This window comes from Methylobacterium sp. J-118 (assembly GCF_057836565.1).
Window position 1 is genome coordinate 17,383 of the sequence record NZ_JBYQFA010000003.1, and the last position, 16,805, is coordinate 34,187.

Genomic DNA, 16,805 nt, shown 5'->3' on the forward strand with positions numbered 1-16,805 from the left:
CCGCGTCTCACGCGACCATGCAGCGGGTTGATGACGCGCCAGTTGTAGGCGCCTCATGCCGGATGTGAGAGATCTCGGGTTCCCCGATCCACCTGTCCCGTCTTGGGTGCCCCTCGGACGGTCGTACCTAGAGGTCACGGTGTCGCTCTCAATCGCCCAACGCATCCTGCTCGGCTTCGCTGCCGTAACCCTGATGATGGTGGCGCTGGGCGTCTACGCGATCATCCAGCTCGGTTCGGTACGCGAGGCCACCGATGGCATCGTAGCGCGCGACCTCAGGCTCGCCCGCCTCATCGACGATCTTGGCAACGACACCCGCGCGATCGGCAACCTGCGCCGGAACGCCGTCATCGACTTCTTGGTGCGCGAGCGTGGCGGTACCACCGACCCTGCCCTCGTCGGCAAGCCGATCGGCGAGACCGCGGCGGCTTGGCGGCAAACCGCCGATCAAGTCGAGGCTGCGCTGAGGGCGCTGGTCCGGTCGGCCCAAGAGTATGAGCCCTTGGCCTTATCGAGCGATCGGGCATCCAACTGGAAGAAGCTCGGCGCGCGAGCGACCGAGACCGCGGCTTTCTTCACGGGCCTACGCACTACAGCCGAGGCATTGTTCTCTGCCGTAGCCGCCAAGGACGTCGCCGCGGTCATCACTCGGAATGCCGAACTCAACCAGACCCAGGCCGCGTTGCTGAAGCGTGTAGACGGAACTCGCGACGTGCTCGACGACAATTTTGCAGCTGGCCAACGCAGGGTCAGAGAAATCCAAGAGAACTCAGGCTTGTCGATCTATCTCACGCTGGCAGCCGCAGTTCTGCTTGCAATGGCCATCACATGGCTGATCAGCCGCTCGGTGGTGCGACCACTCAAGGGCCTGATGACCTTCGTCGATCGAGTCGGTGAAGGCGACCTCTCAGGCCGGCTGGAAGCGCGTGGGCGTGACGAGGTCAGCCGCTTGGCCACCACCATCAACGCGATGGTCTCGGGCCTGTCGGACCTGGCGCGGACCAACCGTGCGACGACGGCCGACCTGAACGCGGCGGCGGCGGAGATCCGGGCGTCGGCGCAGGAGCAGGCGGCCTCGGTGGAGCAGCAATTTGCGGCCGTTCAGGAGACCGCCGCCACGGTCGACGAGATCACGCATTCGGGGGCGCAGATCAGCAAGCGGGCGACCGAGGTGATCGCCACCGCCCAGGCGACCGCGCAGACCTCGCGGCAGGGCCTGCGCGCGGTCTCGGACACCGCCCGGGCGATGGAGGCGATCCGCGAGCAGGCGGAGGCTGTGGCAGGCAACATCGTCGGCCTGTCGGAGAAGACCCAGACGATCGGGGACATCATCGAGACGGTCAACGACATCTCGGAGCGCACGCACCTGCTGGCGCTCAACGCGGCCATCGAGGCGGCCGCGGCCGGGGAGAGCGGGCGCAGCTTCGCGGTGGTGGCGTCCGAGATGAAGCTTTTGGCCGACCAGGCGAAGGCGGCCACCGGGCAGGTGCGCGGGCTTCTGGGGGAGATCCAACGGGGGATCAACACCTCGGTGATGCTCACCGAGGAGGCGGTCAAGCGGGCCGCGTCGGGCAAGACCCGCTCGGACACGACGCAGCGGACCATCGAGGAGATCACCGCCCGGGTGGAGGAGAACGTGCAGACCTTCCAGCAGATCGTGGCCTCGACCAACCAGCAGCAGCTCGGCATCGAGCAGGTGATGCAGGCCCTACATGGCATCCGGCAGGCGAGCCAGCAGACCGCGGCCGGCACCCGCCAGGTCGAGACGGCTTCGGCCAACATCACCCAGCTGGCCCAGTCACTTATGGGTCTGGCCGAACGCTACCGGCATTGACTCTCCGGGTGCGTGGCTTCCGCCGTGAAGAGTTGCGCACGGGCGATGAACAGGTCGATCTGCACGATGCCATCGTTGATCGCCGTGATGAGATTGGCGTAGGCCGCGTCGAGCTGAGGGTCGGCGGTCGGCTGGCGGCTACGCAGATCGGCGAGCACCGCCATCATCTGATCCCGCTGCTCTCGCATATCTACGAGGATCACCTCAGCCCGTGCCGCCTGCAGGCTCGTCGCTTGGCCGCTAGCAAGCAGCTCCACAGCAGCGGTATCGACCTGGTCGAGAGCAAATTGCTGCTGACCTTTCCTGCGTAGCGGGACGATGCTTTCGGTCATGATCCTTCGCCCACGGGTGTCCAGCATGCCGACTAGACGGATTGATACGCCGTCAGGGCGCCCGACCTGTAGCATGCGCTCAACAACACGTTGTCTAGGTCGGTATTGCGGTAACCGCGCTGCACGGGCATGCCGCTAGGATGGCGAACAGTGGGGCTAGCGTCGAGCGGCGCTCAATCTGCCTGGAGATCCCCTCCCTCGCTCTGCCATCGCTTCCGCTTGAACAGCACGTGATCACAACCTCGTCATGATATGAAAACTTCAGGTATCTTGAGGGGCGATTAACCGAGTTAATTCAATCTCAGCTGAAATTGTGATCTACTTTTGGTGGCCAAAATGTTCAATAACAACCGGAACTTGCTTCCGGTGATTATGCTCGGGACCGTGATCTTGCTGGCTGTGGCCAGCGGCGCCATCGCGAGCCTCCCGGATGCGGATCACATCGTATCGCAGAAGGGCAAACGTTTCGGGCCGGGGGACGTCGCACTCCACGTCGGTGAGCACATCACGGTGGTCAACGATGACGACAACTTCGTCCACCAGGCCTACGTCGAAGCCGAGACGTTTGCCTTCGACTCCGGTGATATCGAGCCCGGCGCCAAAGCCGTCATCACGTTCCCGACGGAGGGTGATTTCACCGTCCTGTGCGGCGTTCACCCGAAGATGAAGCTCGCCGTCCACGTGCGGTAGGCGCGTATTTCGACCCGTCTACCGGTAGCGCTTCAGATCGTGGGGATGGCTGCTAGGCCCGCATACAGGGCTTCGTGGCCGACGTAGTACAGTGCCAGGAAGGTCGCGAGCGCACCGCCGTAGTAGGCCGGCGTCCAAGCCGCATCGCGGACCCGCACCACGGACCGCACATCGTCTGCGGCGATCCCGAGCAGCACCACGATGATGCCCGAGTGGCCGATCGCGTCGACCTTGCCGAACTCGAACACCGCCGAGACGAAGATTGCCGCCAGGATGATCGCCGACATCCGACGCACCAGGGGCGTCCAGATCAGCGCGAAGGCCAGGGTGAACTCGATGACGCCGGCGGCCTGCATGAACAGCTCGGGGGTCGCGCCCATGGTCATCTGCGGCTTGGCGGCCAGCAGCGGATCGGTCCACTGCGGGTAGGCCCACTTCTCGACCGATGCCCACATCAGCGTGATCGCGGCAGCCCACCGCACGATGTCGAGGGGGCGAACGCCGAAGGGCTTCAAGCCGAGGCTCTGGCAGATCAGGTAGGCGGCCACGCCCAGGAAAACCGGATAATCGGCGAGGTGGAAGACGCCGTACTGCGCCGTGGCGTAGCTGAACAGGAAGACGATACCGAGCCCGGTGAGCGGCATGGTCCGGCGCCAGATCAGGCACGCCGCCATGGCGAGTTGCAGCCCCGGGATCCAAGCCACGTCGGTCTTCAGTTCCGGGGTCAGGATGATGCCGCCGAGGTCGAAGAGCGAAACCAGGAAGAAACCCAGCGTGGCGCGGACCAGCAGCTCGGTGTCGATGCGGATCCGCGTGGTCACGCGGTCGAGGGCGTTGAGCAGCACGCCCCCCAGGGGCGTACCCTCGGCCAAGCATCCGAACATGAGGCACAAAAGAGCGAGCCCGGTCAGCCACTCAAAGTCCAGGCAGAGCACCTGTTCGAGGCCACGCGGTTGGCCGGCGACGTCGTAGGCGCAGAACCACTTCACGTGCGCGCTGGCCGAACCTGTGCCGGCGAGCAGAAGTAGGGTCGGCGGCGCAGCGAGGCTCGCGAGAGTGCGCAGACCCAGGCGGAGTGAGAGCCTGGGCGCCGTGACCCGAACCATGTTGACCTCGGAGGGTGAGACGGGCGGCCAGCCCGCCTACGTATTTCCTCACAAAGCTGAGCTTCGCGCCAACGAATTATTAACCTCTGTTACACGATGGTTAATACGGTGGAATGAGTTGGATAAAGAGCCGGCAACTGTGCAGATCTGCGCTTGGCGTCGTAAATGTGCTTACAAGATAGGCAAATCCGCATCAGCTGCAGGCGGCCCTATCCGTGCAACTGCCCAAGTGACCTGAGGCGACGATGAGCCCTGTGGGACCCCATTCCATCGTTCCATTTGATGAGGTTCAGGGTCTCAGAGCAGCCCTGGCCGGTGCCTTTGCTGAGGGAGTGGATCTGGGGCCCCGTGAGGAACAGATCCGCGCCCTGGGGGAATCGCTGGAAACGATGATCGAGGCCTTGCGCCTAGAGCTTGTCGGCCTCGGCGAGCTACTGCAGGTCGATGACGTGAAAGATGCCGTGGAGTTGGATCTCGAGCAGCTCATCCGTATGGCAAAGGCCGCTCGCACCTACGGCATAGGCGAGGCTGGTTGAGGTTGCTGATATGCAGAGACAGGCCGTGAGCCGGCGCTTGCGGTCTCTAGTCCCGCCGCATCGCACTGACCCTCACGAGACCGCCCGGCCGAGGCGTCACGGGCGAGCCCCGGTGAACTGGACCGGATGCGCCTGTCGTCGCGTGCTTACCCACGCCGGGCCGTGTGACGTCGCGAACGCCTCGGGCACGTATGCGGGAAGGATCAGTGCTGTAGCAGCCGGGCGTAGCGATGTCGCTATAGGCCTCGTATGCGGGCTAGGGCAGTCCCTGCGCTCTCTGCCAATGCCTCTAGCCGATAGACCGTGCCCGGATCGATGGTGACAAAGCTGCACCAATACGCCCCGAGAGCGGCCACGGACTCGGGGGAGCCAATCGGCACCATCACAAGGCTGCGCATTGAGGTATGATGGTAGGCGGCAGCAGACAGACGCGGATCAGCCTCGATATCCGGTACGATCGCAGTCTCATTGTTGAGCATCGCCCAACCCGAGATACAGGCATCCAGTGGAAAGCGGTACCCGCGCCACAGGTAGCCAATCCCATCCTCGGCGACGTAGTGGCAGCAGTCGCCTTCCCGCAGCACGACGGCGATGCTATCGGACCCGGCGATCTGCCGCGCTGTATCGCGCAGGATCGTCACGATCTCGTCCAGCGAACGCGAAGCTTCAAGCCTGCGATTAATCTGGATGAGCGGTTGATCAGACTGAAGACGATCCTCTGACATCCGCTCAAGCTACAGGATCAGCCCTCAACGGTCCACGCGCCGCATCACTGACGTGGCTTGGCGGCAGCAATAACCTTAAGCCGCATCATCCGTAGCTTCGGCGATCCGCAACGACCAGGCGACATGCCCGTCCGAGTTGACGAGGTAGATCGCGTTCGCCTTCAAGCTGGCCATATCCAGTTCAGTGGCTTTGGCACGAGCGACAGCCTCAGAAGTATCCTTGGCCGTGATCGTCTCCTCGTACACCGGTGTGCTCAGCAAACCATCCGGGGCTCGGTAGGCTGCGCAGAGGCGATAGTTTCGCATCGTTCGTCAGATCGTCCAGCTACATGTGCTCAAGACATAGCGTCGCCTAGCTTTGCCGGACCCGCGACAGAATCGCGCCTGGTCGCGACGGTGGCCCGAACCACTGCCTCCCGGCAGCCCTTCCTCGATTCCGCGTCCACAACCTGCCTCTGTGGATCTCCCTTATCCGTGGGGTGAATCGTTTTGCACCCTATGCCGCCCAACAGCGCCAGGGCCACGGACCGCCCTCCCCGCCGGAGCCACTGCAGCCATTCCCGGCTGATGATCCGGACCACGTTCGGTTCGTTCTTCCGGCCCTGGTGGCGCCGCTCCTGAATGGTCAGCAGGCCGTCACCCTCGGCCAGCCGGATCGCGGCCTGAGCGAGTCGCCGGCAGACACCGGCCCGCGCCGCGATGGCGTCGATGCACAGCCCGCAGGCGCCGTTGCGGGCCATCTCGTCGCCGACGATCCACAGGACCGCGAGCTGCCCGGTGGTGAACCGCAGGCCAAGGGCGGGCGGCATCGGACCGGAGAAGGCCAGTCGGCGGCGACGCGCAATGGCCACGGATCGCTCAGGAGCCCGCTGGGGGCTTTTCGGCGGGAACAGCGTCACGCGGCCGAGCGGAATGCCGACTGGCACCACGGCCTCGCGCACGGCGCTCCTGCGGGTGTGCAGCGCCTCGGCCAGCCCTTGGGCCTCGGCATCGGTGACGGTCTCGGCGGCGTGGGCCTGCCAGATGGTGCGCGACAGGTCGTCGAGCTGCGCGAGCGTGCGCGCGCCCTCGATCGCCGACCGCATGGTGGCGTGAAACATCGTCCTCGGTCCCTCACGGGCCGCGGCTAGGGTCCAGGCAAAGCCTTCCCGTTGACGGAAGCGGGTTCCGTCTTGACTCCCGAGGGGAATTCATGGCTTGTGAGGAGCATCGTCTGCGGCCTCACATGGCCTCTGGGTTTTCAGCAGCCTCTTCCTTGCCGGGAAGGGGCTGTTGGCTTTTTAGGGTCTATCTCGCGGCGATGGTCTCCTGAATGGCGGCAGCGACTCGCTATGGCGAGTTCAGCCGTAACGGTCCATGTCGGCCGGGCGGCACGGTTAAGTCAACGTCAGGGAATGATCAGCGCGACCATGCCGGCAGGACCTTCGACCCTCGCGGACCTGCGCAAGGCAGGTATCATCACGAGCCAGGAGATCGTCGCGGCGATCGACGTCTACCTGCGGGATCCAATGGCTGGCCCCTACCGCTTCGACAGCGGCCACAGCGTGGACATCGCAGCTCTCGTGAACGCGACCCCCGCCTTCGGGGCGGTGGACCGATCAGGACCGCAGGAGAAGGCGTTCCGGACGGTGCTGGCAGCCGCCGTCATGTCGGCTCACCCGACCCTGCCGTGATCCTCGGCCGCTCGGCCCCGCCCCGATCTGCTCACGGGGCGGGGGAGCGTCCGATCTCACCAGCGATGAGCCGGGCCGATACGCAACGCGGCTCTAGGGCAGGATGCACGCGGCCTGTTAGCGAGGCATCAGCAAGCTGACGTTGAAGGCATCCTGGGTCGGGACCGTTTCAGGTAAGCGCGTCCCCGAAGGTGAGCACCAAGGTAGCCCGGGGATGAGCGAGGAAGACGTCGAGTTCGAGCACTCTCCGCTGTCCGGCCCAGTCACGCGGGATGGCGAGACGGTCGAGGTCGAGATCTATCGTTTCCCTGGCACGCCAGAGTGTTGGCGCATGGAGGTTGTCCACCTCTCCGGCTGCACCCGATGGGACACGACGTTCGCGACCGATGCGGACGCACGGGTTGCCTTCGATGAGATGGTCGACGCTGTCGGCATGGCGCCCTTCGTCGGCCATCGGCCCACGGCGTGGAACTGATCACGTCTCCGCGGCTCGAAAAAGCCCGCGCCGGCGACCCGGGCGGGCTGATCCAGATCCGAGCATTGGGGACGAAAGATCGAACCTCCGCGCGTCATACCATGGCGCGGTTAAAGAAAAGCCCGCCGCTGGAGGACCGGGCGGGCGAGGCAGGGAGGCGTCCCGAATGGCTACCGGACGTCGAAAGCATTCCTCACGCCGCACGGTTAATGAAACCTTAGCTCGTCCCGGCGCGGTTGCTGCCTGCAGAATGACGCGGCATCGCTCACGCATGATCCGATCCGAGCTTGTCGCCCGCATCGCGGAGCAGAACCCGCACCTCTACGCGAAGGATGTCGAGGCGGTGGTCGACGCCATCCTCAACCGGATCGCCGACGCGCTGGCGGACGGCGACCGCGTTGAGCTGCGCGACTTCGGTACGTTTGCGGTAAAGGAACTCGGCGCTCGCACGGGCCGCAATCCGCGGACGGGCCAGAGCGTCGCCGTCGCGGCCAAGCGGAATGTCCAATTCAAGGCGGGCAAGACCCTGCGTGCGCGGCTGAACCTCAGGCCGGCACACCAGGAGCGCGAGGCAGAGCGTCTGGTGCACGCCTCTAGGTCTTAACCCCAGGAATAATGCGATATCTTCTGCAACGCGGTTTGACGGCTCGTTGTTGTGGCGGCGATCTTCAGCATCCGTCCGCGAGGCAACGAACCGCCAATGGCTCCCCTCCCCTCGAACCCCGGACCATCCCGCGACCCTGTTGGACAAGCTTCGACAGTCTGGACGCTGGCGCTCGCCACCGCCCTTATCGGCCTCGTCGCGTTGCCGAGGCGCTCGACGACGCGCAAGCCCAGCGGGGCCCAGGGTGAAGGTGATGCACAACAGGCGTCGCCCTCACATTCCGGCCAAGAGGCCCACGAGGTAGCCCGTACTCAGGCCGACCGCGGACGCCAGGCCACACGGCCAACCGAGATCCCGGCCAAAGGCTGGAAAGACATCGCCCTGCGTACCTACCGCGACGTGGGCGAGAACCGGATCATGCTGGTGTCGGCCGGCGTGACCTTCTTCGCCCTGCTGGCGATCTTCCCCGCGATCGCCGCCCTGGTGTCCGTCTACGGTCTCGTGGCCGATGCCTCGACCATCAACGCCCAACTCACCAGCCTGCAGGGGATCCTGCCCCAGGGCGCGCTCGACATCCTCAGCGACCAGGTCAAGAACCTGAACGAGAAGGGCAACGCGACGCTGGGCCTGAGCCTGCTCGTGAGCGTCGCTCTGTCGGTGTGGAGCGCCAACGGTGGCATGAAGCACATCTTCGATGCGCTCAACCTCGTCTACAACGAGCGCGAGAAGCGCAACTTCTTCGTGCTCAACCTCGTCTCGCTAGCGTTCACCGCTGGTGCGCTGCTGTTCCTAATCCTGGCGCTCGTTGCGATCGTCGTACTGCCGGTCGTGTTCGAGTTCATCGGCATCGGCAAGGACGCCTGGTGGCTGGCATTGCTGCGCTGGCCCGTGCTCCTGGTCGCCGTGCTCGGCGGCCTGGCAGTGCTGTACCGCTATGGCCCTAGCCGGGATGCGCCACGCTGGCACTGGGTCACCGGGGGGAGCGCGGTAGCGGCGGTTCTCTGGCTCGGAGGCTCGCTGCTGTTCTCGTGGTACGTCGCCCACTTTGGCAGCTACAACAAGACCTACGGTTCGCTCGGGGCGGCGATCGGGTTCATGACCTGGATTTGGATCTCGACGACGATCGTGCTGTTAGGCGCGCAGATGAACGCCGAGATGGAACACCAGACGGCCGAGGACACCACTGTAGGCGAGCCTCAGCCCCTGGGCTCGCGGGGAGCGAAGATGGCCGATAGTGTCGGGGCCGCCGCAGAGTAGGTGTGCGCTCCTCAAAGCTCAGGGTCGCACCTCCGTTTCTGTTCAACCGCCTGAGCGGAGCGTTCGGCGTACAGAGGCTGCCCCTCGGCCCGGTTCGCGAGGATGCGCTCGCGCAACAGAACTGCGCGGCGTGCGATCGCTTTAGCGTCGCAGGTACGGCAGGGACCGCCGCGACCGGCAGCGCGGCAGTTGTTGGGGTTCTGGCAGGAACGGCGTGGCACAAGGCCGATCATAGGCATCTCACGCGACCGCCGTCACGCTCAAGCCGCTACAATCCAACGACCTAGTCCTGCCGAGCTCGCTAGCGTACCTGCCCACCATGGCCAAGCGCATCAAGCTACTCCCGCAGGAGCGGGGTACCGTCCTGTTCGATGTCGTCTTTGAAGACGGCAGTCGCGCCTCGAACCGGCGCGTGCCGATGGATATCCTAGGCGGCCTAGATGGCGATCAGCCGGCCCGCGATCTCATCGAGCAGCAGGAGGCCGAGATCGCCCAGAAAGCCGGCCGATCGCCGCGAGCGATCCAGAACCTAATGCGCGCTGCCAAGCCAGAGCCGAAGCCTACGCGGGACTAGCGGGACTTTCGTTCGGCGCCCTTCTGCACCGTCGCCCGCACCTGCGCGACGTGCGACGGCTCAGGGCGACCAAGTAAGGCGCCGATCGCCTCGTGGCAGGCGAGCCAGCGCTGCATCGTCAACGCCAGATCAGTCCCGGCTATGTCAAAGCCGTAACGAACCACCCGCCGATTGACGGCCTGCAACCGGCGGTTCAGCCAGCGGACACGGGCCAGCAGGATCAGAAACCGGGCCATGTCAGGCCAGGACAGGAGCTGAGCGGCTGCGGCGATCTCGGGGTGGGTCGGGATGACGGTCGGCATCAGCGCACCTTGGCGAGGTCAAGGAGTACAGCGCCTGCTGCGGAGATAACGTTCCCGCGGTCGCGCCAGCGCAGCGGCTCCACCTCGATCACACTCCCGGTGCTCTCGGCCGCCACACTCGACAGAGCTGGCCTGGCCGCCTTTCTACTGGATACCATCGAACTCAGGGTTGAGCGACTTTGAGATCACACCTAAGAGCTGTGTAAAAACAGATACTGTTAACCAGTATAGTGTGAGTACAAGTGATATTTTGCGGACTTAACCTGCATTCAATTCGGAATTGTTCCTGATGAGGAACCCCGAAAAACGGGTTGCTACAACCAGAAAGTTTGATCGATGTCGTCCATCACCCTCTCGGCCGCGACCCGTCAGAACCTGCTTTCGCTGCAGGATACGGCCTCGCTCCTGTCGACCACCCAGAACCGCCTGGCCACCGGCAAGACGGTCAATTCGGCGCTCGACAACCCGACCAACTTCTTCACCTCGCAGGCCCTCGACAGCCGCTCCACGAGCTTGAACTCCCTGCTCGACGGCGTCTCCAACGGCGTCCAGTCGATCCAGGCCGCCAACCAGGGCATCACCTCGATTCAGAAGCTCGTGGATCAGGCCAAGTCCCTCGCCAACCAGGCGCTGTCGACCCAGCTCACCACGACCGGCACGGCGACCAACGCCTTTCCCACCACCACGAGCACTGCCTCCACGACGGCCCTGTTTACGATCAACGGTACCTCCGTGTCGGCGACCTTCGCCGCATCGTCGAGCATCACCGCCGTGGTATCGGCGTTGAATTCCGCAGTCAGCTCGGCCAGCACCACGTCGAGCGGATCGTTCGGCGCCGGCGCGATCTTCTCGGTCGATAGCACCGGCACCAAGATCGTCCTGAACGCGCAGGCCGACGTGGAATTCCAGAACTCCACCAGCCAGGCGGCGCTCGGCTTCGCGTCGTCCTCGACCACAGCCTCGACCTATGGCACTGCGGCCAGCACGGTGGTCTCCAGCGACCTGGCCGTGTCCGGCGTCAGCCAGCGCAAGTCCCTGGCGCAGCAGTACAACAATCTGCTCAACCAGATCACCCAGCTCGCCGGCGATGCCAGCTACAACGGCGTCAACCTGATCGCCGGCACCGGCAACAACCTGACCATCAAGTTCAACGCCACCGGCAGCTCCAAGCTGGACGTCTCGTCGGTGGACGCGACCGCCAGCGGCCTGGGCCTGACCTCGGTCACCAACTCGAACAGCTCGACGAGCTCGAACGGGCTGGGCAACTTCCTGCTGAACTCCGACGTCAACTCCACGCTGACCACACTGACCAACGCCGGCAGCGCGCTCGACTCGGCGGCGAGCAACCTGGGCTCGAACCTCTCGGTGGTGCAGAACCGGCAGGATTTCTCGAAGCAGCTCATCAACGTGTTGCAGACCGGCTCGGCCAACTTGACCAACGCCGACCTGAACCAGGAAGCCGCCAACTCGCAGGCGCTGTCGACCCGTCAGTCGATGGGCATCTCGGCTCTCTCGCTGGCCAACTCGGCGCAGCAGGGCGTCCTGACGCTGCTACGGTAAACCTCAGTACCGTCACTGAAACGACGGCCGGGGCACCTAACCCCGGCCGTTGCATGAAAGCGTGGTTGTCATCACGCTCGCTCCAGCAGGTCGATGAGTAGCGAGACGAGGGGCTGGATGGCATCGACCCGGAGGGCCTGACATGTTTTCTCACTGCTTTTTGGAAAGAGAAGCGACAACAGTGACCTACACCGTCGACCAACTGGCACCCGGTAGCTACGACGTGCTACGCGACGGCGCGGTGGTGGCGGGTCTCGTGCGCAGCGTCCACCGCAACGGGCCAGGCGATACGTGGCAAGTCGAACTGCTGGATGAGGTGGCGCCTGCCGAGCGGCCTGCACCGTTCATAGCTCAACGGCACGTCTTCAAATCGCGCTCGGCCGCCCTGGAATGGCTCGGCATCCAAGAGGCTGATGCTACTGCCGAGCCGAGCGGATGAACGCCATCAAAGGGCGAATGCTGGCGATCGGCGTGGCTGTCGTGCTCGTGAGCGTCGAACGAGCGCTTGAGGTCGCGGGCTTGGAGTACGCGTTCGAGGACTGCGCCATTGCTGCGGTCACGGCAGCCGTCATCGTAACGGTAGTGGACTGCACGCTATGACCGCCGCCTCTACCTTCATCCCCGAGAATGGCGGCGGGGCCGGGATCCGGTTTCGAGGCGGAAGGGTTAGGGCCTGCCTCACCGCACGCAAACAGCTGCCGTGTGGGTCGACTGGAACAACCAGCGGCAAATACCCTTTTATTCAGGTTTAAGAACCTGGAGGAAACATGTCCAAGATCCTGAAGATCGCCACCGCCACCGCGATGCTTGCGCTGTCAGCGAGTCTCGCTGTCGCTGCGCCGTGCAATGTCGGCATGACGACGAATGCTGCTACTGGTAAGGATACCAGCTCGAATGTTGACGGTGGTTCGACCGCCAAGGTGACCCCGGGGGCCAAGGGCGAGTCTCCCGGTACGGTCGGCGCGATGAACAACACCGGCGCAGCCATGAAGGATAACGGCTCGAAGAAAGCCCCCGAAGGTGAGCCTGTGAAGCCCGGCGCCGACAACTGCTGAGTCTGCATCACCGGCCGGGGCCATCTCCACGACGTGCTGAGCTTGGTGCGGCCCCTGGTTGGTAATGCGGGATCGTCCAAGTCCATGCCCATCCTGCATCACGGGCCACGTCGCGTACCGGCACCTCGCCCTAAGGAACGGCACCGAGCCCCGTCAGCCCAAGATAGGATCGGGCGGCGGGGCCGAGCCCGCCCATCCACGTAAACCTTCGTTAACCACAGTTTCGGCACGTTGCTCGCTATCAGCCTGCAGGTGTCGTCATGAACCATACCCGTTCGCTTAGTGTCGACGATCCTGCTCTCGATTGCCCCGTTCCGCTGGAAACCCTGGGCCAGCTCGCCAAAGCCGACCCCGAGGCAGCACTCCTGCTCCTCGACGGCATCACGGAGGCGACCCGGGCGCAGCTCGCCGTCTGGCTCTACGGCCGCAGCCACACCCATGAGATCGCCGTGCGCGTCGCCGCAACGTGTGAAGGGGCGGCCCTACGCCGGGCCGCCGGTCTCGTCGGCAATGTCCTCTACGATCTATCCCGGCGCCCCTACACAGCACCAGCTCATGGCATGCATGGCGGTGGCGGACGGCGACAGGTCAGCCTCTCGGCGGCTCTCGCGGCTCCGCGGCCCGGGCGGTCGCTTAATGGCCCACCACCGTCACCCCGTTGAAGCACGATGAACGCTCTCAAGGATCTGCTGACCCGCTTCGGCCGGACTTTCACGGCCTATGCCGGCGATGAAGCGCTGATGCAGGCGGGGATCTCGGCTGCCGCCAACGTCATCGTAGCTGACGGCGAGGTGGCGGGTGACGAGTTCGAAACCGCGCTGGTCGGCCTGCGCGCCAACCCGATCATCGAGAAGGGCTACGACCTCCTGATGCTGGAGGAGGCGCTGTACGCGGCGATCGCCCGGGCTCGGACCCGAGCGGGCCGCGTGGAGAACCTGCGTCGGGTGACGGCGATCGCGGGTCGCCCGATAGAGCAGCGGCAGGATGCGTTCCTCGTGGCCGCCGATGTGGCTGACCATGAGGGCATCAGCGAAATTGAAGACAAGGCGCTGACCGAGATCGCCGTGGCCCTCATCGTCAATAAGTCCGAGCTGATGCAAACTGTGGCGACTCGGGTTACGCCTCGGCAGTGAGCCATGGCGTAGTGGCATCATCGTTCGAGAGCAGGTCGATCAGCCGACCCAACACCTCGCATAGACGTGATCGAGCCGCGTGCACCCGATTAACCTCGTTCGGAGCACGGCGTTCGTGGAATGGCTATGGCGCCGGTATGGCAAACCGGCTCATGACCCTAGACCTGCTAGCCACCCTCGACATCGTGGATGACGATGTCGCTGCCGTGGTGGACGCATACATGACTGACCCGGCCTCCGGTCACGTCTCGTTCGGCGAAGGCTATCGCATTGACCCGGCTGCCGCCGTCGCCGATCACCCTTTCGCTAACACGCTGATCCGTCAGCCTTGGGCAAGCCCGGAGCTTCGACGGGCTGCCGTCCGTGCCGCCATCATGCTTGCCCAGCCAGAGCGGCTGTAGCGGTGGAGTCTGCCCCTGACCGCATGGCCTAGCGCCTTCCTGCCTGGAATGAGGTGCTCTGATGACGATCGCCGTCAGACGATCGTCAAAACCTAACTTCCGCCTCAGAAGCCGCTACACGGGGCTATGCCTGTCCGTCACCACCTCCAGCACATCATCGAAAGCGCGATCGATTTTGCCATCATCGGCACCGACCTGAATGGGGTCGTCACGGACTGGAATGCTGGAGCTGAGAACATCTTCGGCTGGAGGCATGACGAGATCGTAGGCGTGTCAGCCGAACTTCTCTTTACCGCTGAGGACCGTGCCGCTGGCCGCCCCCATGAGGAGATGGGTCTTGTGGTTGCCGATGGTCGGGCGAGCGATGAGCGATGGCATCTCCGCAAGGATGGCACCCGATTTTGGGCATCGGGCGAATTGATGCCCCTGCGCATCGAGGACGGCACACACCAGGGTTACGTCAAGATCGTCCGCGACCGCACGCACCAGCATGAAGTTGGCGCGCGCCTACGCGAAACCCGCGATCGGTTCAAAACACTCCTCGAAACCGTCGAAACAGCCTTCGCCATCGTAGAAGTTAAATTCGATGCCAACGATCGCCCAGTGGATTACCGCTTCCTCGAAGCCAACCCTGCCTTCGAGCGTCAGGCTGGCGTCAACCTACGCGGAAAATGGGTCACCGAGTTCGCACCGAACTTGGAGCGCTTCTGGTTCGAGACCTACGGACACGTCGCATGGACCGGTAAGCCAGCGACCTTCGAGAGCTACGCCGAGGCTTTCGGGCGCTGGTTCGATGTGCGAGCTATCCGCGTCGGCGAACCCGCCGAGCGGCAGATCGCCATTTTCTTCAACGACACCACTGAGCGACGGATCGCAGAAGAGCGCCTGCGCACCAGTGAAGCGCTGGCCCGCGAGAACGTGCAGCGCGTGCAACTCGCCCTCGCAGCAGGGGCGATCATCGGTACCTGGCACTGGGATTTGCCCACCGATCGGTTCACCGTCGATGAGGGGTTCGCACGCAGTTTCGGGCTAGACCCCGCGCTCGGGCGAGAGGGCATCCCACTCGCCCAGATCGTCGCGACCGTTCACCCCGACGATCAGGCGGGACTCGCTGCGGCAATCAATGACGCGATCAAGCGAGGTGGTGCTTACGCGCATCAATATCGCGTGCGGCGCACCAATGGCAGGTACTACTGGATCGAAGCGAACGGACGCGTCGACCACGATGCGAATGGTGCGCCGTCGAGCTTTCCCGGCGTGCTCATCGACGTCGAGGAGCGGCGCGCCGTCGAGGCAGAGCGCGATTGTGTAGCCTCGGAGTTGCGCGCCCTCAATGAAAGCCTTGAGCAGCGCGTGGCTGAGCGGACAGCCGAGCTAATGCGGACCGAAGAACAACTGCGGCAATCGCAGAAGATGGAGGCTGTAGGTCAGCTAACCGGCGGCGTCGCGCACGACTTCAACAACCTACTTACCGTCATCAAATCATCGACCGACCTGCTGAAGCGTCCTAACCTCGCTGAGGAGCGGAGGACACGCTACATCGCAGCGATCTCTGACACCGTCGATCGAGCGGCCAAGCTGACCAGCCAACTGCTCGCCTTCGCGCGACGACAGGCGCTACGGCCCAGCGTGTTTGACGTTGGTCAGAGTGTGCGGATGCTGAGCGAGATGGTCAGTACCCTGACAGGGGCGCGCATACGAGTTGCAACCCATCTGGACGAAGAAGCGTGTTTCGTGAACGCCGATCCGAGCCAGTTCGACACCGCCATCGTCAATATGGCCGTGAACGCCCGTGATGCGATGGATGGGGCGGGGGAAATCACGATCCGGGTCAAAGCGGTCGAAGAGATCCCGGCTGTCCGCGCGCATCCGGTCGTTGTGACGCCCACTGTAGCCGTGTCGATCAGCGATACCGGCAGCGGCATCGCACCCGCGGATTTGGAGCGGATTTTCGAGCCGTTCTTCACGACCAAAGATGTCGGTCAAGGAACAGGGCTGGGGTTGTCCCAGGTCTTCGGTTTCGCCAAGCAATCGGGCGGTGAGGTGATCGTCGAGAGCGTGGTCGAGCAGGGCACGACGTTCACGCTCTATCTGCCTCGCGTGCCTGCGCCGGTCGAGGTTGCCATTGAGTGTGATGACGAGGCAACTGCCGATGGCGGGAACCTGTGCGTGCTCGTAGTGGAGGACAATCGGGACGTCGGGGACTTCGTGACCCAAACTTTGAAGGAACTCGGGTATCGCACGCACTGGGTCGAGAATGGACAAGCTGCACTGCTAGCCCTGGCTGAGGAGCCGAACGCCTACGAGATCGTCTTCTCGGACGTCGTGATGCCGGGAATGACCGGGATTGAACTCGGCCGCGAAGTACGGCGCCTCTACCCCGGCCTGCCCGTCATTCTGACGAGCGGCTATAGCCACGTCCTGGCCCAGGAAGGGGGGCACGGCTTCGAGCTGCTCCAGAAGCCGTACTCAGTCGAAGCCCTGTCACGGGCCCTGAGCAAGGCGGCATCCAAGCGACGGCGCAAACGCTCGACGAGAACGCGATGAA

The 16,805-nt window shown here is 64.1% G+C and carries 22 protein-coding genes; 16 read left to right on the top strand and 6 right to left on the bottom strand.

Going from position 1 to position 16,805, the window contains the following annotated elements:
- The first annotated feature begins 139 nt into the window (after positions 1-139).
- Positions 140-1,834 (top strand): methyl-accepting chemotaxis protein, encoded by a 1,695-nt coding sequence (locus AC3IF3_RS29165; protein WP_489231495.1) that lies wholly within the window; start codon positions 140-142, stop codon positions 1,832-1,834.
- Here the strand turns inward: AC3IF3_RS29165 and AC3IF3_RS29170 are convergent.
- Positions 1,822-2,166 carry a hypothetical protein gene (locus tag AC3IF3_RS29170; RefSeq protein WP_489231496.1) on the bottom strand — a complete coding sequence of 115 codons (345 nt, stop codon included), beginning with the start codon at positions 2,164-2,166 and terminating at the stop codon, positions 1,822-1,824. The genes AC3IF3_RS29165 and AC3IF3_RS29170 overlap by 13 nt on opposite strands.
- A 336-nt stretch (positions 2,167-2,502) precedes the next feature.
- Here AC3IF3_RS29170 and AC3IF3_RS29175 point away from each other — a divergent pair, with 336 nt between their 5' ends.
- A complete protein-coding gene (locus tag AC3IF3_RS29175) occupies positions 2,503-2,856 on the top strand; it encodes a cupredoxin domain-containing protein (RefSeq protein WP_489220697.1) in 354 nt (117 codons plus the stop codon).
- A gap of 32 nt (positions 2,857-2,888) precedes the next feature.
- Here the strand turns inward: AC3IF3_RS29175 and AC3IF3_RS29180 are convergent, their stop codons facing one another.
- Positions 2,889-3,962: a hypothetical protein gene (locus AC3IF3_RS29180; protein WP_489231497.1), complete on the bottom strand. Its 1,074-nt coding sequence runs from the start codon at positions 3,960-3,962 to the stop codon at positions 2,889-2,891.
- Between the two features lie 245 nt (positions 3,963-4,207).
- Between AC3IF3_RS29180 and AC3IF3_RS29185 the strand changes: the two genes are divergently transcribed.
- Entirely contained in the window at positions 4,208-4,498 is a 291-nt protein-coding gene (locus AC3IF3_RS29185; RefSeq protein WP_489231498.1) for a hypothetical protein, read from the top strand.
- A gap of 236 nt (positions 4,499-4,734) precedes the next feature.
- Here the strand turns inward: AC3IF3_RS29185 and AC3IF3_RS29190 are convergent, their stop codons facing one another.
- The 3 genes from AC3IF3_RS29190 to AC3IF3_RS29200 form a co-directional block, all read right to left on the bottom strand.
- Positions 4,735-5,223: a GAF domain-containing protein gene (locus tag AC3IF3_RS29190; RefSeq protein WP_489220657.1), complete on the bottom strand. Its 489-nt coding sequence runs from the start codon at positions 5,221-5,223 to the stop codon at positions 4,735-4,737.
- Between the two features lie 75 nt (positions 5,224-5,298).
- Positions 5,299-5,529, bottom strand: a complete 231-nt coding sequence (locus AC3IF3_RS29195) for a hypothetical protein (protein ID WP_489231499.1) — start codon at positions 5,527-5,529, stop codon at positions 5,299-5,301.
- A 29-nt stretch (positions 5,530-5,558) separates the two neighbouring features.
- The gene (locus AC3IF3_RS29200; RefSeq protein ID WP_489231500.1) at positions 5,559-6,323 is read right to left on the bottom strand and encodes a hypothetical protein; all 765 of its coding nucleotides are present in this window, start codon (positions 6,321-6,323) and stop codon (positions 5,559-5,561) included.
- 309 nt (positions 6,324-6,632) lie between these two features.
- Between AC3IF3_RS29200 and AC3IF3_RS29205 the strand changes: the two genes are divergently transcribed.
- The 5 genes from AC3IF3_RS29205 to AC3IF3_RS29225 all read left to right on the top strand — a co-directional run bounded on the left by AC3IF3_RS29205 (position 6,633) and on the right by AC3IF3_RS29225 (position 9,806).
- Positions 6,633-6,896, top strand: coding sequence for a hypothetical protein (locus AC3IF3_RS29205; protein WP_489220705.1), 264 nt, complete (start codon positions 6,633-6,635; stop codon positions 6,894-6,896).
- Between the two features lie 214 nt (positions 6,897-7,110).
- The gene (locus AC3IF3_RS29210) at positions 7,111-7,371 is read left to right on the top strand and encodes a hypothetical protein (protein WP_489231501.1); all 261 of its coding nucleotides are present in this window, start codon (positions 7,111-7,113) and stop codon (positions 7,369-7,371) included.
- Between the two features lie 271 nt (positions 7,372-7,642).
- Positions 7,643-7,975: an integration host factor subunit beta gene (locus tag AC3IF3_RS29215; protein WP_489231502.1), complete on the top strand. Its 333-nt coding sequence runs from the start codon at positions 7,643-7,645 to the stop codon at positions 7,973-7,975.
- Positions 7,976-8,071: 96 nt separating this feature from the next.
- Entirely contained in the window at positions 8,072-9,232 is a 1,161-nt protein-coding gene (locus tag AC3IF3_RS29220) for a YihY/virulence factor BrkB family protein (protein ID WP_489231503.1), read from the top strand.
- 319 nt (positions 9,233-9,551) lie between these two features.
- Positions 9,552-9,806, top strand: coding sequence for a hypothetical protein (locus AC3IF3_RS29225; protein WP_243970265.1), 255 nt, complete (start codon positions 9,552-9,554; stop codon positions 9,804-9,806).
- Here AC3IF3_RS29225 and AC3IF3_RS29230 read toward each other — a convergent pair.
- Entirely contained in the window at positions 9,803-10,108 is a 306-nt protein-coding gene (locus tag AC3IF3_RS29230; protein WP_489231504.1) for a hypothetical protein, read from the bottom strand. The genes AC3IF3_RS29225 and AC3IF3_RS29230 overlap by 4 nt on opposite strands.
- Before the next feature lie 336 nt (positions 10,109-10,444).
- On the opposite strand from AC3IF3_RS29230, the gene AC3IF3_RS29235 reads away from it, so the two are divergent.
- The 8 genes from AC3IF3_RS29235 to AC3IF3_RS29270 all read left to right on the top strand — a co-directional run bounded on the left by AC3IF3_RS29235 (position 10,445) and on the right by AC3IF3_RS29270 (position 16,804).
- Positions 10,445-11,668, top strand: coding sequence for a flagellin N-terminal helical domain-containing protein (locus AC3IF3_RS29235; RefSeq protein ID WP_489231505.1), 1,224 nt, complete (start codon positions 10,445-10,447; stop codon positions 11,666-11,668).
- Positions 11,669-11,849: 181 nt separating this feature from the next.
- Positions 11,850-12,107: a hypothetical protein gene (locus AC3IF3_RS29240; RefSeq protein WP_489220714.1), complete on the top strand. Its 258-nt coding sequence runs from the start codon at positions 11,850-11,852 to the stop codon at positions 12,105-12,107.
- Positions 12,104-12,268, top strand: a complete 165-nt coding sequence (locus AC3IF3_RS29245; protein ID WP_489231506.1) for a hypothetical protein — start codon at positions 12,104-12,106, stop codon at positions 12,266-12,268. The genes AC3IF3_RS29240 and AC3IF3_RS29245 overlap by 4 nt, the downstream gene beginning before the upstream one ends.
- Positions 12,269-12,435: 167 nt before the next feature.
- Entirely contained in the window at positions 12,436-12,723 is a 288-nt protein-coding gene (locus AC3IF3_RS29250; RefSeq protein WP_489231507.1) for a hypothetical protein, read from the top strand.
- 260 nt (positions 12,724-12,983) lie between these two features.
- Entirely contained in the window at positions 12,984-13,385 is a 402-nt protein-coding gene (locus AC3IF3_RS29255; protein ID WP_489231508.1) for a hypothetical protein, read from the top strand.
- A gap of 6 nt (positions 13,386-13,391) precedes the next feature.
- Complete coding sequence (locus tag AC3IF3_RS29260) at positions 13,392-13,856, top strand: tellurite resistance TerB family protein (protein ID WP_489231509.1); 465 nt, start codon at positions 13,392-13,394, stop codon at positions 13,854-13,856.
- Positions 13,857-14,008: 152 nt separating this feature from the next.
- Positions 14,009-14,257: a hypothetical protein gene (locus tag AC3IF3_RS29265; protein WP_243947355.1), complete on the top strand. Its 249-nt coding sequence runs from the start codon at positions 14,009-14,011 to the stop codon at positions 14,255-14,257.
- Positions 14,258-14,383: 126 nt separating this feature from the next.
- Positions 14,384-16,804, top strand: a complete 2,421-nt coding sequence (locus AC3IF3_RS29270) for a PAS domain S-box protein (protein ID WP_489231510.1) — start codon at positions 14,384-14,386, stop codon at positions 16,802-16,804.
- Position 16,805 lies beyond the last annotated feature (1 nt).